We start from the raw sequence: 22,332 nt of genomic DNA, 5'->3' as shown, positions 1-22,332 counted from the left end.
GGCCCCTCGCGGCGTGTGGTATTCGGCCCACGCCGAATCTCTGGTCAGCCCGACAGGGCTTCTGCTGGGATGCCCGGCATGAGGTTCTCCGCTGCCGGCGGTATGCCGGCCATGTATGACCGTATCGGCGTGGGCTACCAGCGCGTCCGCCGCCCCGACCCCCGGCCGGCGGAGTTGATCCACCGGGTCCTGGGAGGGGTGCGCTCGGTGGTGGCAGGCGCGGGGTCCGGTGCGGCATGACACCTGCGAGGGGCACAGCCCGTGAACACGCGGCGGGCGCGGACCTGCCGGAGTCGGAACACTGGTACGAGCTGCACGAGGTGGACGACGGCGTCGTACGGATCACCGAGCCGCAGGTCGACAAGCTGCTGCGGGCCAACCTGTGGTGGCTGCGCGGAACCGACCGTGACATCGTTGTGGACGCCGGTCTCGGAGTGGCCTCACTGCGCCGGGAGATTCCGCGCCTGTTCGAACGGGATCCGCTGGTGATCCTCACCCACTCCCACCTGGACCACGTCGGCGGAGCCCACGAATTCCGGGAACGGGCCGCGCACTCGGCTGCCGTCGAGGTCCTGGCGGCAGGTGTCCCGGCGAGCCTGTACGGAGCCGAGCTCTACGCGAAACTCGGCATCGACGCCGCAGGAGAACCCGTACCGCACCTCTTGATCAACGCCCTGCCGCACCCCGCATACGACCCGAGGACCTACCACCCGGGCCCGATCACGGTCACCCACCCGCTGCGGGAAGGAGACACCGTCGATGCGGGGGGCCGGACGCTGACCGTTCTCCACCTGCCCGGCCACACACCCGGATGCATCGCCCTTCTTGAGGAACGCACCGGCGCGCTGTACTCCGGCGATGTGATCTACAACGGCGACCTCATCGACGACCTCCCCGAATCGGACCCGCCCACCTACCGGCGCAGCTTGCGACGCCTCGCCGGCCTTGACGTGTCCGTCGTCCACCCCGGCCACGGCCGCAGCTTCGGCCCCCAGCGGCTCCGCGAACTGACGCGGGGTTACTTGAGCGGAACCGCCAGTTGATCGCCGAGGGGACTGCGCTGGTACAGGACGACGTGTCCGTGCCGGGCCCGCGTCACCAGCCGCGCACGATGCAGGACGCCGAGGTGCTGACTCACCGTGCCGGGGCTGAGGCCCAGTCTGCGGGCCAGGTCGGTGGTGCTGGCGGGCTCCGCCAGAAGGGCCAGGAGACGGGCCCGGGTGCTGCCGAGGAGGGCGGCCAGAGCCTTCGGTGGGGCGGCCGTGCCCGGGTGCCAGACCGTCGCACGGCCTCGCGCGGGGTAGCCGATCCTGGGTGGCAGCGCCGGGTTGACCAGTGTGTTGGCATGATCGCAGAACAGGGACGGGGTGAACGCCACTCCGCGGCCGTCCACCGCGAGGTCGCGGTGTTCGTGACGGAGGGCGTCCACGGTGAGGGTGCCGGCCTGCCAGCGCAGGCCCGGGTCGATGTCGGCGAACAGTGCCGCGGCCCCGCCGTCCGTCAGCCGCTGGGCCCGGTGCAGGACGTCGGCACGCAGCACGGCCTGCATGCGCGGCCAGTGCGGTGCGATCACGAGGGCCCAGTAGGCGTGCACGGCGTCGACGATGCGGTCGAGCAGGCCCGCCGGGTCTTCGTGCGCCTGCTGGAGGCCGGGGTGCAGTGCCGAACCGCTGGCGGCCTGGATCAGCTCGCTTCGCACACGCTCGGGCGGGGTCGCCCGCAGCGCGCTGAACTCGTCGTCGATGTCGGGGGACGGGCCGGTCGGGTGCGGGGTCAGGAAGTCGGGGATGCGCCGGCGCGGGCCGACCAGCGATTGCAGCAGGGGCCAGTCGAGTTGCCGCAGCAGTGGGGCGCAGTGGCGCAGAAAGGGCTGATGTTCGGCGTGCCGGACCGGGTTCTGCCACGCCCACAGGCTCAGCACGGTCTCCTGCAAGGGTGAACAGGCGAACCTGACGGAGGCGAGGTCGTCCAGGTCGAGCCGTAGCAGCAGCATTCGGCCTAGAGTAGATCGCTCGCACGGCTGGTACTCGGCCCGGTGGGATCACCGACCGGTGCGGGAGTGGCCGTCCGGGGCCGCGGCCTCCAATTCGGCGATGCTGCCCGACATGATGGTCCGCACATGCTGGGTGATGTGCTCCGCCGGCCAATGTGACGGACCCCGTCCGGACCGGCACATGCGGCGCACGCGCTGATGTGCCGGCGCCGGCTGCGCGTGCTGGGCATGGTCTGCCTCGTCCCGGGCGCGGAACCACAGCCGCGAAATGAGGCTGTCGCGGGCCATCTGCGGGAAGCCCGACGAGACCGAGACCACCACTCGCCACCGCTGCCCGTCGTCCGCGTCCTGTGCGACGACACCGAACAGCGGGCCGCGGATCGCCACGTCACCGCCGGCAGCGCGGGGTCGACCGCGTCGGCCCCACCGCGGCCTCGACCGGTGCCACCGGAACCCGCACCACCACTGGCTGCGCCCCGCCCGGCCGCACATCACCCAGGCCCATTCACCCTTCCTGTCGATCACGGCATGCCCCGAGACGGATTCTTCCGAATTCCCGCCTTCCGTACCCTTGGTCCCGGGCCCGCCCGGGTCCGTCGGAGACGGCGCGAACGAGGGGCGACTGCGCCGGTCGCGCATCATCCCGCAACTGTTCTGCCGGTCCCGTCCCCTCATGGCCGGCTGATCGTGCAGTACTTTTGCGAGAGTCCGGACATAAGCCCCCACTGCCCCCGCGTCGCACCGCCGGGCAGCGGCCCAGAGATGCGAGCAGCCGCCACGACATGCGCCGGAGCTGACGGCCTTGTACGCCGAATGGTTCCCCGGGGACGCGGAGACACTGTGAACGAGACCGACGTACTGATCATCGGTGGCGGGCCGGTCGGGCTGGCGCTCGCCCTCGACCTGCGCTCTCGGGGCGTGGCCGGCATGGTCCTTGAGGCCACGGACGGCCGGATCCGCCATCCCAGAGTCGGCACGGTCGGGCCCCGGTCCATGGAGCTGATGCGCCGGTGGGGCCTGGCCGAGCGGATCCGCAAGGCAGGCTGGCCCGGCGACCATCCGCTCGACGTCGCCTGGGTGACAGCGGTCGGCGGGCACGAGATCCATCGTCTGCACTTCGGCACCACCGACACTCGTACGGCCCTCCCCTACACACCCGAACCCGAGCAGGTCTGCCCCCAGCACTGGCTGCTCCCGCTCCTCGCCGAGGCCGTGGGGCCCGACGTACTGCGGCGCGAGTGCCGTCTGGAGTCCTTCCTCCAGGACGACGACCAGGTCCTGGCCACTGCCACCGACCTGTCGGACGGCAGCCGTCTCGATATCAGAGCCCGGTACCTGGTCGGATGTGACGGTGCCGCGTCCACCGTCCGCACCGCCCTGCGGATCGCGGCGCCGCCACGGCGCCGGACTCGGGTCTTCCGCAACATACTCTTCCGCGCTCCCCGGCTCCGCGAGCGACTCGGGCCGGGCGGCGCCCTGGTGTACTTCCTGACGCAGCCCCCGGACCTGCGCTACCCGCTGCGGGCGATCGACGGCCGGGACCTGTACCGGCTGACCGTCGGACACCACACCTCAGCCGAGCCCATGTCGGCCATCCGGTCGGCGATCATCCTGGACACGCCCGTCGAGGTGCTCTCGGACAATGTCTGGCACCTGACCCACCGCGTCGCCGAACGCTATCGCCGAGGCCGCGTGTTCCTCGCCGGAGACGCCGCCCACACGCTGTCGCCCTCCGGCGGCTTCGGGATGAACACCGGCATCGCGGACGCGGCCGACCTGGGCTGGAAACTGGCCGCCGAACTCGCCGGCTGGGCGGGTCCCGCACTGCTCGATTCCTACGAGCGGGAGCGCCGTCCGGTGGCCGAACGCAGTCTGGTCGAGGCGGACGGCAACTTACGCCGCACCCTCGACCGCCGGCTGCCCACGGAGATCCTCCTCGACACCGAACAGGGCGCCAGAGCGCGGACACAACTCGCGCGCGGCATCCAACGCAGCGGTGTACGACGGGAGTTCGAGGCGCCGGACATGCACTTCGGCTACCGTCACACCTCCCCGGTGATCGTCCCCGACGGTGTCACCGCCTACGACTGGAGCGCCGACCTCGTGGCCGGCGGCCGGGCCCCGCATGTCTGGCTGGGCCCCGAGACCTCCAGCCTGGACCTGTTCGGTCCCGGCTTCCACCTGGTCGCCTCCGAGCCCCACCCCGACCTGCCCGGACTCGACGCACTGGCCCGAGCCTTCGGCAGTCGCGGGATCCCGTTCACCCTGACCCGAACGCCGGCCTACCGCAGCCCGTATGTCCTGGTCCGCCCCGACGGCCATGTCGCCTGGCACGGCCCCGAGCTGCCGCTCGACAGCGGTGGACTGGTGGACACCGTGCGCGGGGGACGCCGATGACGCACGGCCCGATCCGTCCCAGCGCGACCGGGACCCGTCCGCCATGCCCACGCTCCGGCCTTCCGCCATGCCCACGCTCCGGCCTTCCGTCACGACCGACCAGAACCGACTGATGAACCGTCAGGAGCCGTCACACCGTGCGTGTCCTTGTCACCGTCACCGGATCCTCCTCACATGTCAACGCCGTACTGCCGCTGGTCTCGGCGCTCGCGGCGGCGGGCCACCAGGTGTTCGTCACGGCCCCGGCCAAACTGCTCGGGGTCTTCGACGACCTGCCGGTGCGGCGGGAACCACTTCTGGCCGACCCGCTCGCCACCTTCGCGCCGCAGGCCGAAGGACCGCCCGAACAGCGCGCGTTCGACCTGTTCGCCGGACCCCACCTCATCGACAGCTACCGCGCGCTGCTGCCCGCGGCCCGCGCCTTCGCCCCCGACCTGGTGATCCGCGACGGCGGCGAGCTCACCGGATACCTGGTGGCGGAGACGCTCGGGCTGCCGCACCTGGCCGCGCCGTCGGGAGCGGCCAACCACCTGGACCCGGCGGTCCTGCAACAGCGGCTCAACCAGCTGCGCGCCACGCTCGGACTGCGCGCCGAGGACGACCCGGACGCGATCCACCGGCACGGCCGGCTGGACTGCATGCCCGCGGAGTTCTCCTTCGCCCGCCGGCAAGCCGGCACGTTCTATCGCTACCGGCAGCCCTCCGAGATCGATCCCGGCGCAGTGCTGCCGGACTGGATGGCCGAACTTCCCGCAGACCAGCCGCTGGTGCTCGCCTCGATCGGGACCGTGCTCCCCACCGTCCCACCCGGGGTGACGAACGTGCCGGGCCTCCTCGACGCGCTCGTCGCCGGCCTGGCCGAACTCGACTGCCAGGCCGTCGTGGCGACCGGCGGCGTCCCGGTGGAGCGCCCGCTGCCACCGGGACGGGTGCACCTGGCGGACTCCGTACCCCAGCCGATGGTCCTGCGCTGCGCCCAACTCCTGGTCACCCACGGCGTATACAACAGCATCAGGGAAGCCGTCGGGGCCGGGGTGCCGATGGCCGTGCTGCCCGCCTTCGGAGACCAGCCGGCCAACGCCGACCGCGTACAGCAGCTCGGCCTGGGCCGGCGCATCCCGTCCCCGGATCAGGTCGCAGCCGTGTGCCACCACGTACTCAACGACCCCGAGGTGACCGCACGGACCCGTCACGCCCAGCGGCGAATGCTCTGCCTGCCGCCGGTCCAGGCGGCGGTGGACGACCTGGAGAAGGTGGCGAATGGGGGAGCGTGACATGGAGACGTACGACTGCGACGTCGTCATCGTCGGAGCCGGACCGACCGGCCTGGCCCTCGCGATCGGCCTGCGCCAGTACGGGCTGAACGTGCGCGTCCTGGAGAAGGAGGACAGCGGCAAACGCGAGGCTCGCGCCGGCATCGTCTGGCACCGGGCCCTGGAAGTGCTGGCCGACCTCGGCTGCGCCGAGCGGTTCCTCGCCGCGGGAGTGGCGCTCAACTCGACCGAGCTGATCGCCCAGGGGCGGCCGGTCGGAGTGCTCGACCTGACCGCGACCGGCACCCGCTACCCCAACCCGCTCTCGATCGAGCAGGACACAGTGGAGCGGCTGCTGGGAGAGCGGCTGACCGAGGTGGGCGGAGCGATCGAGTGGTCGACCGAGGCCACGGCGGTCCGCGTGGCCGAGGACGGAGCCGAGGTCGACGCCCGCGGCGCGGACGGCCGGCCGCAGATCCTGCACTGCGCCTGGGTGGTCGGCTGCGAGGGCTCGCGCAGCCTGGTGCGCAAGGCCGCCGGCCTGCCGTTCGACGGCGGCCCGCGCCGCCGTCTGCAGGTCGCGCAGATCAACGCCAAGGTGGACTGGAGCCTGCCCTACCACGGCGACCGCACCTACCTCCTGCTGGACAAGGACCTGTCGATCGGCTGCGCGCCCCGCCCCGGCGGGGGTTACCGCTGCTTCGCCTTCACCCGGGAGCCGGACACGACACCGCTCACCCCGGTGACCGCGGAGGAGATGCGGCAGCTGCTGCTGCGCGCCGCACACGAGCCTGATGTGTGGCTCACACCGACGCTGCCGCTGTGGACCAACCGGGCCCGTTTCCAGGACCGGTTCGCCCCCTCGCTGCGCTCCGGACGGGCCCTGCTGGCCGGGGACAGCGCGCACCTGTGGGCGCCGATCGGCGGACGCGGACTGAACACCGGGCTGCGCGGCGCGCACAACCTGGCCTGGAAACTGGCCGGCGTGGTGCACGGCTGGGCTTCGCCCGCGCTGCTGGACACCTACTCAACCGAGCAGCGGCGCACCGCGTTGCAGGTGATGCGCCGGACCAGACGCGACGTGCTGGAATCGCCCGGCACCTGGCGGACCTTGCTGATGATGCGACTGTTCGGCCGCCGGGTGATGCGCAGCCGCTGGGCGACCGACCGCATCCGCGACCGGCTCGGCGACCTGGACCTCGGCCACCGGGAGAGTCCGCTCTCGGCGCACGGCGGCGGAGAGCGGATGCCGGACCAGGAGGTCTGGTCGCAGGGCCGCCGGCACCGCCTGCACGACCTCCTCTCCTACCAGCACTGGACCCTGCTCTCGGTCAGCCCATGCCCCGAACCGGACCCCGCGCCGGAGGCGGTGGCGGCCGCACATGCCGCGCCGGTCACCGTCCGCGTCCTGGATCCTTCGCACGGCGTCTCACCCCACTTGCCGGCAGGCGCCCTGGTACTGGTCCGTCCCGACCTGCACATCGCCCTGCGGGCCCGTGGCCCTGAGGAGGTGCGGGACTGTCTGGGGCGCTGGTCCACCCGGACCGGGGCCGTACGCGACGAAGGACACGGCAGGGCACGACCGGGGACGGCACACCCCTGAGTGCCGCCCCCTGAGTCTGACACTCGACGAAGACTTCCTTGTCGAGGCCGTCCTCACCTGCCTCCACGTCGCGGGCGACCCCGAGGGACCGTGGGCACGGGGCGAGCCCCCCACCCCGTCACCCGTGCCGGCCCGGGCGGGAGAAGGTGGGGGTGGGCGAGGTCCCGCCGGTGGTGGTGCCGGTGGTGCCTCCGGTACCTCCGGTGCCTCCGCCGATCAAGCCGCCGTCGGTCGCACCGCCGGTGGTGGTCCCGGTGGTGGTGCCACCGGTCGTGGTGCCTGAGGTGTCGGTCGGGGTCGGGGAAGGACAGTGACGCTTCTGGTGGCACGCTCCGGCGGAGGGGCTCGGGCTCGGCGAGGTGGTCGGGCTCGCCGGGGCCGTGCTCGGGGGCGCGGAGGGGGTGGGCGACGGGGCACCGAACTCGTCGGTGCCCTGGCCCAGCTGCGGTGCCGGCGGGAACTGCTGGACCGGCTGCCCCTGGAGAGCGGCGGTCATGTAGCCGGTCCACACCTCGGTGGGCATGTCGGCGCCGAAGACCTTGGAGAAGCCGCCGACGCCCTTCATCGACTGCAGGCCGGAGTTCTTCGGGTCCTCCTTGAACATGCTCACGGACGTGACCAGTTGCGGGGTGTAGCCGATGAACCAGGCCGACTTGTAGTCGTCGGTCGTGCCGGTCTTGCCGGCCACCGGGCGGCCCAGGGCCTGGGCGTTGGTGCCCGTACCGCTCTTCACGACACCCTGCAGGACGTCGGTGACGGTGTCGGCGGTCGAGGAGGGCATGGCCGTGGTGCCCTTGGGCGCCTCGAAGCCGGACAGCTGCTGGCCGCCGGAGACGACCTTGGTCACCGAGTACGGCTCGTGCTGGACGCCGCCGTCGTCGAAGGTGGCGTACACGTCGGCCATGCGGATCGCCGACGGGGTGGAGGTGCCGATGTAGAAGCCGGGGGTGTCGTACTGCAGGCTCTTGCGCAGCAGGCCCGCCTTGAGGGCTTCGCCCTCCACGTTGTTGTAGCCGACGTACTCGCCGAGCTGGACGTAGGGGGTGTTGACGGACTGCTCCATGGCCTTGCGCAGGGTGATGTAACCCCACTTCGTGGGCACGTCGTTGCGCTGGTGGAGAAGGCCCGTGGGGTCGTTCGAGTCGGGCATTTCCTGGCCCTGCTGGTTCTTGATGGTGATGCCGTCGTCGCCGTTGAACTTGGAGTCCGGGGTCACCGGTGAGGCCGGCCGGCCGGGGGAGAGGACTGCGCCGTGGTCCAGGGCGGCGGCCAGGTCGATGGGCTTGAAGGTGGAGCCGACCGGCACACCCGTGGCGTCGGCGTTGTCGGTCCAGTGGCCCTTGTCCCAGCCCGCCCCGCCGTACAGCGCCACGACCGCTCCGGTCGACGGATCGATCGAGGCCGCGCCGACCTGGACGTCCTTGTCGGCCGAGCGGTGCCCCGCGTCGAGGTGCTTCTTCTCCATCTGCGCGACGGACGCCGACAGCGCGTTCACCTTCTTCTTGTCGAAGGTGGTGTAGATCTGGTAGCCGCCGTGGCCGAGCTGCTGGTCGGTGAGGGACGAGTGGGCCTCGACGTACTTCTCCGCGGTCTGCACCAGATAGCCGGTCTGCCCGGACATCCCGGCCGACGGCGCGTACGGCTTGGGCGTGGGGAACCCGGCGGCCAGGTACTGCTGTTCCTGGGCGCCGGTGATCTTGTTGATCTTGGCCATGCGGTCCAGCACGTACTTCCAGCGCGCCTCGGCCTGGGCCTTGGCCTGCGGGTCGGTGTCGGCGTGCATCAGCAGGCTCGGCTCGTTGACCGTGGCGGCGATGAACGCGCCCTGGCTGACGGTCAGCTGGGAGGCGTGCTCGTGGTAGTAGGTGCGGGCCGCGGCCTCGATGCCGTAGGCGTCCCGGCCGTAGTAGCAGCTGTTGAGATAGCCCTGCAGGATCTGCTGCTTGGACATCTGGTCGCCGATCTTCAGGGAGATCATGATCTCCCTGAGCTTGCGGGTGACCGACTGGCTCTGGGTGAGGTAGGTGTTCTTCACGAACTGCTGGGTGATGGTGGATCCGGACTGCACCTCACCGCCCGTGGCCATGTGGTACACGGCGCGGAGCATGCCCTGCGTGTCGACGCCGGGGTCGGAGTAGAAGGTGGCGTTCTCCGCGGCGAGGAAGTCCCACTGCACCAGCTTCGGGACCTCGGCGAGGTCGACGTTCTGCCGGTTGGTCGATCCCTGCGTGGCCATCACCGAGCCGTCGGACCAGTAGTAGGTGTTGCTCTGCAGCTGGGTGCTGGGGTTCGCGCTCGGGATGGTCGTGGTGGCGTAGGCGTACCCGAACAGGCCCACCAGGCCGCCGAGGAACAGCAGGAACGTGCCGGACACCAGCTTCCACGAGGGCAGCCACCGCCGAAGGCCCCGCTTGTCCGCCCGCGGGTAGTCGATGAGGCGGCGTCGGCCGGTGCGCCTGGCCTCCGCGCCTCGCGTGTCCGCCGCGCGGCGGCCCCGTCCGGCGCCGGCCTTGGCGGCCCTGCGCGCCGCTGCCCGGCCGCCCTGCGGCATGCCGTCCGAGCCGGCCGGCCCGGTCCTCCCCGACGATCGGCGCCGGTGTTCACTCATACTCGCCACTCCTCAGCCAGGCACGGGCCTGTCCGCCGCGGTGCATCCGGCCCGACCCCCGCGGTGCGTCGTGGGGACCTGACCTGGGGCGGAACGATCACTCCCGGCAACTCCTACAAGTTGTCAGAGTAGGCGGTGCCCGGCGGGCGCCGACAACCGGCCCCTGGCAAAGTCCCACGGTGCGGTCACGGCCGTGCCGTGGTGCGCGGCGATCACAGGTCGTTCAGCAGTACGGCCGCCCCGTCGAAGCGCCCCGCTTTCAGATCGGTCAGCGCCCGCGGGGCCTCGGACAGCGGGTAGGGATGGGTGGTGGCCCGGACGCCGTACCGGGCCGCGAGGGCCAGGAAGTCCCGGCCGTTGTCCCGGGTGTTGGAGGTGACGCTGCGCAGCTCCTTCTCGTAGAACAGCTCGCTGTCGTAGTGCAGGACGGGGACGTCGCTGAGATGGATGCCCGCGACCGCCAGCACCCCGCCCCGGTCCAGCGCCCGCAGGGCCACCGGTACGAGCTCACCGGCCGGTGCGAACAGGATCGCCCCGTCCAGCGGCTCAGGCGGCTGGTCGTACGCGCCGCGGGCCGAGGCACAGCCGAGGCCGAGCGCGAGCCGTCTCGACGGCTCGTCGCGGGTCAGGACGTGCACGGTGGCCCCCTGCGCCAGGGCGACCTGAGCGCACAGGTGTGCGCTGCCGCCGAAGCCGTACAGCCCGAGGCGCCCGCCCGGCGGCAGTGACGTCCGCAGCAGCGCCCGGTAGCCGATGATGCCCGCGCACAGCAACGGCGCCAGCGCGACGTCGTCCACGTCCGCCGGCAGCCGGTAGGCGAAAGCGGCCGGAACGGTCGTGTACTCGGCGTAACCTCCGTCGGCGTCCCAGCCGGTGTACTCGGACCCGGGGCACAGGTTCTCGTCCCCGCGCAGGCAGTACCGGCACGTGCCGTCCGTGCGGCGCAGCCACGCCACCCCCACCCGGTCGCCGACCGCCCACCCGCTCACGCCCGGGCCGAGGGCCGCGACCGTGCCGGCCACCTCGTGCCCGGGCGTCACTCCCGCCCGGCGCACCGGCAGGTCGCCCTCGGTGACATGCAGATCGGTACGGCACACCCCGCACGCCCGCACCCGCACCAGCAGCTCGCCGGACTCCGGCACCGGGACGGGCCGTTCCACGAGCCGCAGCGGCTCGTTCTCCACCGGCCCCGGCCGAGCCACCACCCAAGCGCGCATCGCCTCCGCCTCCTGTCTGTCATCACCCTTCACCCGGACGAGGCGCTCGGCAGCACGGGCGAGCAGGTCTCTCCGGGCGCGATCGTCACCGCGCGGTCGGCCGGCATCACGCGGACCGGGGACTCCTCCGAGTCGGGCACGATGATCTCCAGCAGCCCGCTGCGCCGCCGTACGCCGACGCCCCGGTGACCGCGACAGCGCATGGTGAACCCGTACTCGGAGAGCGCCGGCAGCGGCACCGGGTCCAGCCACAGGGCGTCCTCGCGGGTCTCCAGCCCCGTCAGGCCGCGCTGGACCAGGCTGAGAGCCCCGGCCATGGCCCCGAGATGGATGTCCTCGCCGGTCGTGCCGCCCTGGATGTCGGCGATGTCGGCCTCCAGGACCTCACGGACGTAGCTCCATGCCTCGGCCCGTCCGGCGCGGGCGAGGACCAGGCCGTGGACGAGCCCGCTGAGGGTGGAGCCGTGGCTGGTGCGCCGCAGGTAGGAGAGCGTGTGCGTGCCGGAGGAGAACCGCGGACCCCACGCCGCCTCGGCGCGGCGCAGACGGAACCGGAGAGGCAGCCGGTTCGGGAGGTTGACCAGGTCCTCGTTCACCACCTGCCGCCCCGCCACGGTCGACCCCAGACGCTTGTAGCACCCGGCCGCGTAGGTGCCGGGGCAGTGCACCGGACCGGCCCGGTGTTCGGGCAGCGCGCCCCGCGTGGCGAAGGAGCCGTTGCCGAGCGTGCAGAGCGATTCCCGCAGACGCTCCGTGCCGGGGTCGCAGCCCGTCCATTCCCATGTCCACTCCGGCATCCGCCCGCCCCTCTCGCTCACACAGGACCGTGCATGGCCCGGATGGATCCGGCGGGCCTCAGACCGGCTGCGGAACCACGACGACCGGGCATGCGGAGTGGTGCAGCAGGGCGTGGGCGACCCTGCCGAGCTGCAGCCCGAAGCGACCGTGCCGGCGCTTCGCGCCGACGACGATCAGGTCGGCCTCGGCCGATGCCTCCAGCAGGACGCGATGCGCCGGCCCTTCGACGGCCAGGCTGCGGACATCCACCCCGGGATGCGCCCGTACGGAAGCGCGCAGGGCGTCCGCGAGGGCGGTCGCGGCACGCTCCTCGCGCAGCCGTGCGGCGTCGTCCGCGATGAGCATGTGGTCCACGGGCTCCTGTGCGGGGTTGCGCCAGGCCCGTACGGCCGTCAGGGCACAGCCGCGTACCTCGGCCTCGCGGACGGCGAACCGGACGGCGCCCTCGGCCCCCGTCGGGTCCCCGACCCCTACCACGACCCGGTGCCGGGCCCCCGCGATGCCGGGTTCCGTGCCCCGGACCACGACGACCGGACAGACGGCGCGAGCGGCCACCGCGAGGCTGACCGACCCGAGCAGCATCCCGGCGATCTCGCCGCGCCCGCGTGAGCCCGTGACCAGTGCGAACGCATCGGGTGCCGTACGCAGCAGCACGGACACGGCGTCCTCGGCCATGACCCTGCCGGACACCTTCACCTCCGGATTGCGCGACCGGGCCCGCTCCACGCCGGACGCGACGATGTGCTCCGCCATGACCTCCGCGCCGGGCCGGCCGGTGCCGAAGGAGGGCTGTGCTCCCTCGTAGGCCTCCCACAGGGACGCATGGACCAGGTGCAGGGGGAGTCCGTGCCGTGCCGCCTCGTCCACCGCCCAGTCGACCGCCGTCAGACTGGAGTCCGAGCCGTCGACGCCCACGACCAGGGGGAGTTCCATCGCCGTCACCGTCCTCTCCGCCAGGCTGCCCGGAGCCCCTCTGAATACCGTCGCACTGGCCGCGCGGCGCCGCGACACGCCCGGCCCCGGAGGGCGGGGCCGCGCCGGTGCGCGGCCGGCCGGATTGCGATGATGCCGGAGACGACGGCCGGGCCGGGGAGCTGATGAGCACGCCCGCTGTCACGGTCCGCGCGCCTGCGGCCGGACGAGGACGTCGAGCAGGAGGCCGGGCTACTGGTCGGCCGGAGTGATCCGGCGGCCCGTGAGGCTCGTGGGCCGGATCGACACCCACATCTCGCGCCGGCCGCCCGCCCACGGCGTGGTGTGGGCCTGCCGGGTGAGCCTGCGCACGGCCTCGGGGTCCGTCACCACGCTCGCGGGGCCCACGGCGAGCACGCTCCAGCCCTGGCTCAGCGCCTCGTCCACGTGGTCGACCTCGAAAGCGACCTCCCGTTCCGCGGCCGCGGCCGTCACCGAATCGGGCGTGGTCCGGAAGGCGATGGTGTCGTCGACGACCTCGTAGTTGACCGGCACGACGGCCGGACGGCCGGCGGAGTCCGTCACCGCGACGCGCCCCACGCCGTGCGTGGACAGCAGAGTGCGGCACTCCTCCACGCTGAGATCCCGCAATCGGGGGTGCAGCAGCGCGTGGCCCCGCCCCGGCGGGAGATCCAGGCCTCCGCCACGCAGCGCGGCGACCGTGGTGCCCAGGGCGTCGGCCAGCCTGATGAGGGTTCCCAGGGTCGGGTCGGCGGGCCGTTCCTCCAGATATGCCAGGTAGTCGGGCGACATCCGGGCGCGAGCGGCCGCCTCCTCCCGGCTGAGCCCCCTTCTACGGCGTTCCACGCCCACGCGTCGGCCGATGTCGCCCGGGTCGGCCGCCCGGGCCGCCGTGGGTGCCCTCTCCGCCCGGCCCGCGCCCGCCGGCCGTGCCTCAGGCCGGGACACCGGCTGCCCCTGTTCCAGCGGTTCAAGGTGTTCAAGGTGGCGGACGTGGGCATCGGGTCCGGGGAACACGAGCGTGACTTCGTCCGTGTCCGACCAGCGCACGTCGTAGGGAGGCGTTCCGTCCTCGTGGTGGAGTCCGACGATCTCGCCGTCGCGCCGGGCCGCGCCGGTCGTCGGACCTTCGATGACGAGCTGGTCGCCGAGGTGAGCTCGCATGATCGCCGCCCTCTCCTCAGAGTGATGCTGTATCCAACCTGCCACGCGGAACCCGCCGCCGCACGGCGCTTCTCCGGGTTCGGACGGGCCGTCCGGTGCCCTGCGGGCGCCCTGCCCGTGAGCCGTCATGCCGTCATGCCGTCGAGGTCGCGTTCGGCCGTGTGCAGCAGCTGACGGGCGAGGTCCCGCACGGCACGATCCGCCACCCGTTCGCAGACGGTCTCCGGCACATCGCCCTTGCCCTGCCTCCGGGCCGGTGTCCTGTCCTGGTCCTCTCACCATCAACCGGCAGCGGTTCTCCGCCACAGGGCCGAAGGGCCCGGCGGGAGCGACGTCCGGCCCCACACCGGCGGGCGTCACCTCTGGGGCACGACCGCGACTGGACACGGCGCGTGATGAAGCAGCGCGTGGTTGACGAGACCCAGCTGCAGACCCGGATGCCCGAGTCGCCGCCGGGCGCCCACGACCAGCAGATCCGCCATGGCGGCGGCTTCCAGCAGCGCGGGACGCGCCGGTTCCTCGATCAGGCGGCGGCTCACCGCGGCGTCGTCGTACCGAGTCACGGGGTCGCACAAAGCGTCGTCGAGCACCTGGGCCGGCGGTCGGCGGTGGGCGTCCAGGAACCACGACGGTGCCCGCGGTGTCGTACACGCACCGGATGGCGCGCTCCAGGCGTGCACCGCCACGAGCCCGCAGCGCCGCACCCGGGCCTCGCGGAACGCGAACTCCACGGCCGTGCCGCTGCCCTCCCCGTCCTTGACGCCCACGACGACGCTCCCGAACCGGGCCTCCCGGTGCTCCTCGGTGCCCCGCACCACGACGACCGGGCAGTCCGCGCGTGCCGCCACGGCGAGGCTCACCGAGCCCAGGAGCATGCCGTCGAGGCCGCCGAACCCCCTGGACCCCAGGACCAGCGCGAAGGCGTTGCGTCCGATGCCGACCAGGGCGGAAGCCGCGTCCGCGTGCGCGACCTCGCCGGACAAGGGGACCGAGGGAGCCGCTTTCCTGGCGCGTGCCGAGGCGTCGCTGAGCACCGCGGACGCCGCACGCTCACCGGCCGCCGCGTGCAGCAGCCGGAGCGGGACGCCGTGCCGGGCCGCCTCGGCGGCGGCCCAGTCGACCGCCTCAAGGCTTCCCTCGGACCCGTCGACGCCCACCACCAGGGGAATCGCCACCGCCCCTGTCTCCTCTCGTGCCGGCTTCCCCGCGCAGGAGGACACGCACGGCACCCCCCGTCCGCGGGAGACGTGCGGCCCGGCCACTCGGCCGGACTGTTCGCCGGCATGTCCAGCTTGGTACGGGACGGGGGCCGCCGCCACGCAACCGCCGGACAGCGGGGCGGCAGCGGACGGGCGGCCGTGTTGCCCGGACGTACGGCGGGGGTGACCGTGGAGGTGTGGGGGAGCGAGGGAGTGAGTACCGTGCGAGCGCTCGTCTATCACGGCCCGTCACAGGCCTCCTGGGACACCGCCCCGGACCCTGTGATCGAGGAGCCCGGCGACGCGATCGTACGCATCGACGCCACCACCGTCTGCGGCACCGACCTGCACATCCGGCGGGGCGACCTCCCCGAGGTGAAGCCGGGGACGGTCCTTGGCCACGAGGCCGTCGGCGAGGTCGTGGAGGTCGGCGGCGAAGTCCATCACCTGCGCCCCGGCGACCAGGTGATCGTCTCCGCCGTCTCGTCCTGCGGCGACTGCGGCGAGTGCCGGGACGCCCGGTACGGGCAGTGCCGCGGGGGCGGCGGATGGATCCTGGGGAATCTCATCAACGGGACCCACGCCGAGCTGGTGCGGGTCCCGTTCGCCGATCACTCCACCACCCGGCGCCCGTGCTGCCTTCCGCTCGACGACGCGGTCCTGCTTGCCGAACTCCTCCCGACCGCCTACGAGGTCGGGGTCCGCAACGGGCATGTGTGCCCGGGAGACACCGTCGTCGTGGTGGGCGCGGGTCCCGTCGGCCTCGCCACCGCGGTCGTCGCGCGACTTTACTCGCCCCGCCGCGTCATCGTCGTGGACCTGGCCGACGCCCGGCTGGAGACCGCCCTGCGGATCGGTGCCGACGCCGCCGAGTCACCGGGCCGGATGATCGCCGACCTGGCCGAGGGACCGGGCGCCGACGTGGTCGTCGAGACGTCGGGCGATCCGGACGGCTTCGTGCTGTGCACGCGCGCCGTCCGCACGGGGGGACACATCGCCAACATCGGCACGCACGGCAGACCGGCGACGCTGCACCTTGAGTCCCTGTGGCGCAAGAACGTGACGATCAGCATGGGCCAGGTGGACACATCCTCCACACCGCGGCTGCTGGAGCTGATGAGGTCCGGCCGCCTGCCCGTCTGCGGGCTGGTCACCCACACCTTCGGGCTGGAGCGCATGGAGGACGCCTACGAGGTCTTCGCGCACGGCACCGCCACCGGTTCCCTCAAGATCGTGCTGCACCGCGAGTGAACCCGCCGGAAGCGCGAGGTGTGCCATGGGCACCCCGGTCGTCGTGGGCGTGGACGGCTCCCCGTCCAGCCTGGCCGCGGTGGCCGTCGCCGCGCACGAGGCCGTGCTGCGGGGCGTGGGGCTGCGGCTGGTGCACGCCTTCGGGCGGCCCTCCCTGCCGTTGCCGTCCGGGGGAGTGCCGTGGAATCCGGCCATGGCGGGAGTACGCGAGCTCGTGGACGGCACGCTGGCCACGGCCGAGCGGCGGGCACGCGAAGCCGGACCGTACGTGGAGATCACCCGGGAGGTCGCCCTCGGCGAGCCGCTCACGGTGCTGGAGATCGAGTCGCGCACCGCCTCGCTCCTCGTGGTCGGCAGCGCGGCCTCGGCGGGTTCGGCGGGCTGCTGCTGGGATCGACCGCCGTACACCTGGCCGCCTACGGCCGCTGCCCGGTGCTGGTGGTACGCGGCCGGGCGGATCCCAGCGGGCCCGTGCTGCTCGCGGTCGACGGTTCACCGGCCGACGCGGCGGCCGTCGAGTTCGCCTTCACCGAGGCGTCGCTGCGCGGCGCGGACCTGGTGGCGCTGCACGTGTGGAACACCTGGAGCGAGCCGGCCGCTGCCGGCCCGGACAATCCGCTGGACCTGGTGGTTGACATCGACCGGATCCGCGCGGAGGGCCAGCGGTTGCTCGACGCGACCCTGGCCTCGTGGCAACTGCGCCGGCCCGGGGTCCGGGTGGAGCGGCGTCTGGTGCGCGCCCGGGTCCGCCCGGCCCTGATCGCGGCCGGTGGCGAGGCCCAGCTGGTGGTGACCGGTGCCCGCGGCCGGGGCGGCTTCACCGGGCTGCTGCTCGGCTCGGTCAGCCAGGCCTTGCTGCACCACGCGGACTGTCCCGTCGCCGTCGTCCGGGGGACGGGGCGGGCCTGACCGAGGGTGCTCACGGCCTGCGGCCGGCCCCGGTCCTCGACCTGTCGACCAGGAAGCGCGTGGCACCGGCCAGCGTGGCCAGGTCCGGAAAGTCCGCCTCGTCGATACGGATTCCGGTGCGCTCGGACAGCACCTCCACCAGGCTGAGAAAGTCGAGGGAATCCAGGTCGAACACGTCACGGAGCCGGTCGTCCGGTCCCACCGAGGCGAAGTCGGCGTCGGGGGCGATCCGCGTGATCGACTCCTTGACCACGGACAGGGCCTGTGCGTCGTCCAAGTACGTCATGCGGCTCAGAGCTCCTCCGGCTTCCGCGGCAGTCGGCCGACGGCGGTGAGGCAGCGCGCTCCCCCGGTACGGCCCGTGGCGTGGTCACGAGCGGGAGCCCGCCGGCGACGAGCGCGTTGCCGTCGTAGCAGCGGCGGGCGGCGTCGCGCAGGTGCACAGCGAGGCCCGGCGGTTCGGCCGGCCGGCGGGGCGTGGGCGGGGCTCATGCGGGCTGCTCCGTCCGCTTCGTGGCGGCGGGTGCCGGGGTGGAGTCCTCCAGGGTGGAGGTGTCGCCCTCGGGCAGGCCGAGTTCACGTGCCCGCAGCAGACGGCGCATGACCTTGCCGCTGCGGGTGTGCGGCAGATGCTGGTCGAAGGCGATCTCGCGGGGCGCGACGGCCGGGCCCAGCCGGCGCCGGGCGAAGACCAGCAGGTCCCGCCGGGTGGTGCCGTCCGCGTCGAAGCCCGGCCGCAGCGTGACGAACGCCTTGACGATGTTCCCGGCCACGGGATCGGGCCGGCCGATGACCGCTGCCTCGGCCACCGCCGGATGCTCCGTCAGCGCGCTCTCGACCTCGAACGGCCCGACGAGGTGCCCCGCCGACTTGAACACGTCGTCGGCACGTCCGACGAACCAGTACCAGCCGTCCGCGTCGCGCCGCACCAGGTCACCGGTGAGGTACCAGCCGTCCGCGAAGGCCGCCGCGGTGCGTGGCTCGTCGTGCAGATAGCCGCGGAACATGGACGGCCAGACGGTGCGCAGCGCCAGCTCACCCTCCACGCCGGGCTCCTCCAGTACGGTGACGTGTCCGTCGGTCACCCCGGCCCGGCCGTCGTCGCCGCGCCGCAGCACCGCCGCCCGCACACCGGGCACCGGACGTCCCATCGAGCCGGGACGGATCTCGCAGGCGGCGAAGTTGGCGATCATGATGGCGCCGGTCTCGGTCTGCCACCAGTTGTCGTGCACCGGCAGCCCGAGCACGTCCCGTCCCCACACCACGGCCTCGGGGCCGAGCGGCTCGCCGACCGTCGCGATGAACCGCAGGGCGCTCAGGTCGAACGAGCGGGGAAGGCCGTACGGCCCGCTCCGCGGCGTCGTCCGCATGAGCATGCGCAGGGCCGTCGGCGCCGTGTACCAGACACTCACCCGCTGCTCGGCGAGGATCCGGTACCAGCGGCGGGCGTCGTAGTCGCCCTCGTCCACCACGACCGTCACGCCGTGCAGGAGCGGAGCGATGATCCCGTACGACATGCCCGTGTCCCAGCCCGGGTCCGCGGTGCACCAGAACACGTCGTCCTGGTGGAGGTCGAGCGCGTAGAGCGCGGTCGTGTAGTGGGCCACGGCCGCCTCGTGCACATGCACCGCGCCTTTGGGGATGCCCGTCGTCCCACTCGTGAAGTGCAGCAGGGCCATGTCGTGCGGCGAGGTCGGCGCGATGGTGCAGGTGTCGGGCGCGTCGGCCATCAGCGCGGAGAAGGACACGGTGCCGGGCAGCCGCCCCGCGCCCTCACCGACGATCAGCACATGGCGCAGCCCGGCGAGTCTGCCGCGCAGCCCGGCGACCTTGGCGCGGTACAGGTCCGCCGTGGTGACCAGCACCTGCGCGTCGCTCAGCGTGATCCGCTGGAAGACCGGATCCGGGCCGAAGGCGGAGGACAGCGGGCACAGCACGCTGGTGTTCTTCAGGGTGCCGAGGACCACGGTGTACAGCTCGGGGCACCGCCCCAGGAGCGTCGCCACCCGGTCGCCATGACCGATCCCGAGGCCACGGAGCACATGCGCGAACCGCGCCGTCGAACGGGCCAGTTCCCCGTAGGTCACCCGGGTGACGGAGCCGTCCCGGCCGACGCAGCGCAGCGCGACCGCCGTCGCGCGGTCCGTTGCCGCGTGCCGGTCCACGGCCTCGTGCGCGATGTTCAGCCCCCGCCCGCCGGGCAGCCCGTCCAGCCCGGCCCGCGCCCGCGACCACGAGAAGTCCGCGCACGCCTCGTCGTAGTCACGCAGATTCGGGGCGACCCGAAGCGGGGCGTCCTTCCGGATGGTGTCCCACCGCATGCCGGCCTCTCCTTCCCGCGGGCCTGCTACGACCATCCTCCCGCCCCGTCGTGCCCGCACGGGGCCGAAGGACCTGCGACGCGGGCCGAAACGCCCTCGCGGCTCCCGCCCCGGGGTGCGACGGTGAAGGTCACCCCGTGTGGCGGCCCATGAAAGGCGGTGCACCACATGACTCTCCCTCTGGTGGTGGGCGTCGACGGCTCGGACTCCTGTCTGGAGGCGATCGACTGGGCCGTGGACGAGGCCGTCCGCCACGGTCTTCCGCTCCGGCTGGTGTACGGCTCCCTCTGGGAGCGTTACGAGGGCGGCCTGCCCTCCGCGGGCCACGAGCGCCCCTCCGAGCAGATGATCGCGGAGCACATCGTCGCCACCGCCGCCGACCGCGCCGCGCGGCGCAACGCCGACGTGAAGGTCACCACCGGCATCCTCCCGCAGGACGCGGCGGACGCCCTCGTACGCGAAGGAGACCATGCCTTCGCCGTGGTCACGGGATCCCGGGGCCGCGGCCGGCTCAAGGGGCTGCTGCTCGGATCGGTCGGTCTGGCCGTCGCGGCCCGCGCACCCTGCCCGGTGGTCGTGGTGCGGGGCGACCGGGCGGGCCTGGCAGGGACGCACGAGCGGATCCTGCTTGGTCTGGGCGAGGCCGACACCGGCGTGGAGGCGGTGCGGTTCGCCTTCCGGGAGGCCGAGGCGCGCGGCTGCGTCCTGGACGTGGTGCGTGCCTGGCGCCGGCCCGCCTACGACGGCGGCGCCCGGACCGCGGCCGGCGACGCCCACGAGGAGCGTGCCGCCGAACTGCTCGACACCCTGCTCGAAGACGCGACCGCCGAGCATCCCCACGTCCGGACGCGCCGGACGACCCTTGAGGGACCGGCCGGAAAGGTGCTCGTCGACGGGTCGGCGGCCGCGGATCTCGTGATCATCGGGGTCCGGCGCAGGACGGGGCTCCTCGGGCTTCAGCTCGGCCGGGTGAGTCACATGCTGCTGCACCACGCCCTGTGCCCGGTCGCCGTCGTGCCGCAGCGGCACTGACCGCTTCGAGGCCGACCGCCGGCTCTCCCCGTTCTCAGCTTCTCAGCCGAACAGACGGGGCACGCGGATGGTCTCGACGCGCCGCCATCGGCCGTCGGGCAGCAGCATGCGATCGCCGCCGGCGCCGACGGCGCGTGAGCGGACCGAGCCGGCCACCGACGCGGTCCGTCGCCGTGCCCGCCCCGTCGACGGCAACAGGGCACCGCAGCCGGCGCTCTCGGCTCCAGGCCCGGCCTGCACGCGTTCGTTCATCGTCCCTCCCTCCGTACGTCCGGACATCCGACGGTCGCTGCCCGACGGCCGTGGTCGGGCAGGCCGACGACACACCCCAGCATCGCTCCCCGGCACGGCATGGTGCGAGGGCGCGCGGAACCGACGGCTGCAGGGGCGGAGAGGTCCAACGCCCCCTGGAACGGCCGGTGGACCGGAGCGCCGACGCACGTCGTCCTGACGGCCGAGGGACCACGGCGACCATATGGCAGGAGGCCCGCGGTGCCGTCGCCATGCCGCCCTGGACCCGCGAGGGGGAACGCGTGGAGCCCGGCTGGGTGGCGCGGTACGGCTGTCGATGAGCGGCCGGCGTCGTCATGCCGCCGGATGCTCATCTCTGGCGGTGGGGTGGTGCGTCCCGCAGCGTGGAGAAGGGGAGCGGACCGGCCGGGTGCGCGCAGACGGAACGAGAGGTGGCACGCATGGACAGGGATGTCTCCGAGCGCCGGGTGGTGGTCGGCGTCGACGGGTCGCCGTCCTCGTACGAGGCCCTGCGCTGGGCCGTGCGCTACGCCGCCCTCGTCGACGGCACCGTGGACGCCGTCGCGGTGTGGGAGCTGCCGGGCCTGTACGGCTGGTCGGCGCCCGCCGTGGACATGGACGTCGACGAGAACGAGGCCCGGCAGGCGATGCGGAAGGAACTGACCGACGTGCTCGGCACGGACGTGGCCGGCTCGGTCCGCACCCATGTGGTGCACGGCAACCCCACCGATGTCCTGCTGCGGGCCGCCGAGGGAGCCGAGGTGATCGTCGTCGGCAGCCGGGGGAGGGGCGGATTCGCCCGGGCCCTGCTCGGCTCGGTCAGCCAGAACGTGTCGCAGCACGCGAGCTGCCCGGTCGTGATCGTGCGCCCCGCGCCGGCGTGACGTTTCAGGGCCCGTACCGGGACCGGGGCTGCGCGGGCGGCCCCGGCGGCTCCTGCAGGACGCTCCAGGAGACCGGGCCCAGCAGGTCGGCCAGCCGTCGGAAGACGTCGAGGAGCAGGTCGTCGATGGTCAGCACGCCCACCACCCGGCCCGCGTCGAGGACCGGCAGCCGGCGGACGCCCGAGCGGCGGAACGCCCGGTAGGCCGCCTGGAGGTCGTCGTCGGCCTCGACCGTGACCGCCTTCGCCGACATCACCGTGTCCACCCGTGCCGTCGGCTGCAGGCCGCCGCCGAGGCCGCGCAGGGCGAGGTCGCGGTCGGTGACGATGCCGCGCAGTACTCCGTCCTCGGTCACGAGGACGGAGCCGACGGCGTACTCGGTCATGCACCGGGTCGCCTCGGCCAGGGAGACGTCCGGTGTCACGCACACCGGCGGAGCGGTCATCAACTCGGAGACGTTCATACGGCTCCTCCTACCTGTGAGGTCGGCCGGCGCCTGTGGGTCCGGGCCGCGAGCC

The 22,332-nt window shown here is 73.0% G+C and carries 18 protein-coding genes and 5 pseudogenes; 9 read left to right on the top strand and 14 right to left on the bottom strand.

Annotated elements, in window-relative coordinates; all coding sequences use genetic code 11:
* Positions 1–78: 78 nt before the first annotated feature.
* Complete coding sequence (locus LE548_RS00610) at positions 79–240, top strand: hypothetical protein (RefSeq protein ID WP_225094579.1); 162 nt, start codon at positions 79–81, stop codon at positions 238–240.
* Positions 237–1,043: an MBL fold metallo-hydrolase gene (locus LE548_RS00605; protein WP_225094578.1), complete on the top strand. Its 807-nt coding sequence runs from the start codon at positions 237–239 to the stop codon at positions 1,041–1,043. Before LE548_RS00610 ends, LE548_RS00605 begins: the two co-directional genes overlap by 4 nt.
* Here the strand turns inward: LE548_RS00605 and LE548_RS00600 are convergent.
* The 3 genes and pseudogenes from LE548_RS00600 to LE548_RS00590 form a co-directional block, all read right to left on the bottom strand.
* Positions 1,019–1,993: a winged helix-turn-helix domain-containing protein gene (locus LE548_RS00600; RefSeq protein WP_225094577.1), complete on the bottom strand. Its 975-nt coding sequence runs from the start codon at positions 1,991–1,993 to the stop codon at positions 1,019–1,021. The genes LE548_RS00605 and LE548_RS00600 overlap by 25 nt on opposite strands.
* A 48-nt stretch (positions 1,994–2,041) precedes the next feature.
* Positions 2,042–2,146: pseudogene (locus LE548_RS00595) on the bottom strand (antibiotic acetyltransferase); the annotation flags it as partial.
* Positions 2,147–2,266: 120 nt separating this feature from the next.
* A pseudogene (locus LE548_RS00590) lies at positions 2,267–2,485 on the bottom strand (DUF5954 family protein); the annotation flags it as partial.
* Between the two features lie 348 nt (positions 2,486–2,833).
* Here LE548_RS00590 and LE548_RS00585 point away from each other — a divergent pair.
* From LE548_RS00585 to LE548_RS00575, 3 genes are all read left to right on the top strand, one after another.
* Positions 2,834–4,390, top strand: a complete 1,557-nt coding sequence (locus tag LE548_RS00585; protein WP_308029608.1) for an FAD-dependent monooxygenase — start codon at positions 2,834–2,836, stop codon at positions 4,388–4,390.
* Between the two features lie 137 nt (positions 4,391–4,527).
* Positions 4,528–5,664 (top strand): glycosyltransferase, encoded by a 1,137-nt coding sequence (locus LE548_RS00580; RefSeq protein WP_225094575.1) that lies wholly within the window; start codon positions 4,528–4,530, stop codon positions 5,662–5,664.
* A complete protein-coding gene (locus LE548_RS00575) occupies positions 5,651–7,246 on the top strand; it encodes an FAD-dependent monooxygenase (RefSeq protein ID WP_225094574.1) in 1,596 nt (531 codons plus the stop codon). The genes LE548_RS00580 and LE548_RS00575 overlap by 14 nt, the downstream gene beginning before the upstream one ends.
* Positions 7,247–7,364: 118 nt before the next feature.
* Here LE548_RS00575 and LE548_RS00570 read toward each other — a convergent pair whose 3' ends face one another.
* The 7 genes and pseudogenes from LE548_RS00570 to LE548_RS00540 form a co-directional block, all read right to left on the bottom strand.
* Entirely contained in the window at positions 7,365–9,854 is a 2,490-nt protein-coding gene (locus LE548_RS00570; protein WP_225094573.1) for a transglycosylase domain-containing protein, read from the bottom strand.
* A gap of 212 nt (positions 9,855–10,066) precedes the next feature.
* Positions 10,067–11,071 (bottom strand): zinc-binding alcohol dehydrogenase family protein, encoded by a 1,005-nt coding sequence (locus tag LE548_RS00565; protein WP_225094572.1) that lies wholly within the window; start codon positions 11,069–11,071, stop codon positions 10,067–10,069.
* Positions 11,072–11,100: 29 nt separating this feature from the next.
* Positions 11,101–11,556, bottom strand: a pseudogene (locus LE548_RS00560) (glycosyl hydrolase family 65 protein); the annotation flags it as partial.
* Positions 11,557–11,622: 66 nt separating this feature from the next.
* Positions 11,623–11,868 (bottom strand): annotated as a pseudogene (locus LE548_RS00555) (glycoside hydrolase family 65 protein); the annotation flags it as partial.
* A 58-nt stretch (positions 11,869–11,926) separates the two neighbouring features.
* Positions 11,927–12,802 carry a universal stress protein gene (locus LE548_RS00550; RefSeq protein WP_225094571.1) on the bottom strand — a complete coding sequence of 292 codons (876 nt, stop codon included), beginning with the start codon at positions 12,800–12,802 and terminating at the stop codon, positions 11,927–11,929.
* Positions 12,803–13,033: 231 nt separating this feature from the next.
* Positions 13,034–13,966, bottom strand: a complete 933-nt coding sequence (locus LE548_RS00545; protein WP_225094570.1) for a pyridoxamine 5'-phosphate oxidase family protein — start codon at positions 13,964–13,966, stop codon at positions 13,034–13,036.
* 356 nt (positions 13,967–14,322) lie between these two features.
* Positions 14,323–15,141 carry a universal stress protein gene (locus tag LE548_RS00540; protein WP_225094569.1) on the bottom strand — a complete coding sequence of 273 codons (819 nt, stop codon included), beginning with the start codon at positions 15,139–15,141 and terminating at the stop codon, positions 14,323–14,325.
* A gap of 246 nt (positions 15,142–15,387) precedes the next feature.
* On the opposite strand from LE548_RS00540, the gene LE548_RS00535 reads away from it, so the two are divergent.
* Positions 15,388–16,416, top strand: coding sequence for an alcohol dehydrogenase catalytic domain-containing protein (locus LE548_RS00535; protein ID WP_225094950.1), 1,029 nt, complete (start codon positions 15,388–15,390; stop codon positions 16,414–16,416).
* A 25-nt stretch (positions 16,417–16,441) separates the two neighbouring features.
* Positions 16,442–17,325 (top strand): annotated as a pseudogene (locus tag LE548_RS00530) (universal stress protein).
* Positions 17,326–17,335: 10 nt separating this feature from the next.
* Here LE548_RS00530 and LE548_RS00525 read toward each other — a convergent pair.
* Positions 17,336–17,611 (bottom strand): acyl carrier protein, encoded by a 276-nt coding sequence (locus tag LE548_RS00525; RefSeq protein WP_225094568.1) that lies wholly within the window; start codon positions 17,609–17,611, stop codon positions 17,336–17,338.
* Positions 17,612–17,813: 202 nt separating this feature from the next.
* Entirely contained in the window at positions 17,814–19,646 is a 1,833-nt protein-coding gene (gene acsA / locus LE548_RS00520) for an acetate--CoA ligase (protein ID WP_225094567.1), read from the bottom strand.
* A gap of 168 nt (positions 19,647–19,814) precedes the next feature.
* On the opposite strand from acsA, the gene LE548_RS00515 reads away from it, so the two are divergent.
* Entirely contained in the window at positions 19,815–20,678 is an 864-nt protein-coding gene (locus LE548_RS00515) for a universal stress protein (RefSeq protein ID WP_225094566.1), read from the top strand.
* A 42-nt stretch (positions 20,679–20,720) separates the two neighbouring features.
* Here the strand turns inward: LE548_RS00515 and LE548_RS00510 are convergent, their stop codons facing one another.
* Positions 20,721–20,930, bottom strand: coding sequence for a hypothetical protein (locus LE548_RS00510; RefSeq protein WP_225094565.1), 210 nt, complete (start codon positions 20,928–20,930; stop codon positions 20,721–20,723).
* Between the two features lie 440 nt (positions 20,931–21,370).
* Between LE548_RS00510 and LE548_RS00505 the strand changes: the two genes are divergently transcribed.
* Complete coding sequence (locus LE548_RS00505) at positions 21,371–21,814, top strand: universal stress protein (RefSeq protein ID WP_225094564.1); 444 nt, start codon at positions 21,371–21,373, stop codon at positions 21,812–21,814.
* A 4-nt stretch (positions 21,815–21,818) separates the two neighbouring features.
* On the opposite strand, the gene LE548_RS00500 is transcribed toward LE548_RS00505, so the two are convergent.
* Positions 21,819–22,277 (bottom strand): cyclic nucleotide-binding/CBS domain-containing protein, encoded by a 459-nt coding sequence (locus tag LE548_RS00500; RefSeq protein ID WP_225094563.1) that lies wholly within the window; start codon positions 22,275–22,277, stop codon positions 21,819–21,821.
* Between the last annotated feature and the right edge of the window lie 55 nt (positions 22,278–22,332).

Origin of the sequence: Streptomyces sp. CoH27 (genome assembly GCF_020181035.1) — a bacterium.
GTDB lineage: Bacteria > Actinomycetota > Actinomycetes > Streptomycetales > Streptomycetaceae > Streptomyces > Streptomyces camelliae.
The sequence above is the reverse complement of the archived record's forward strand: the minus strand, read 5'-3'. Positions and strand labels throughout refer to the sequence as shown.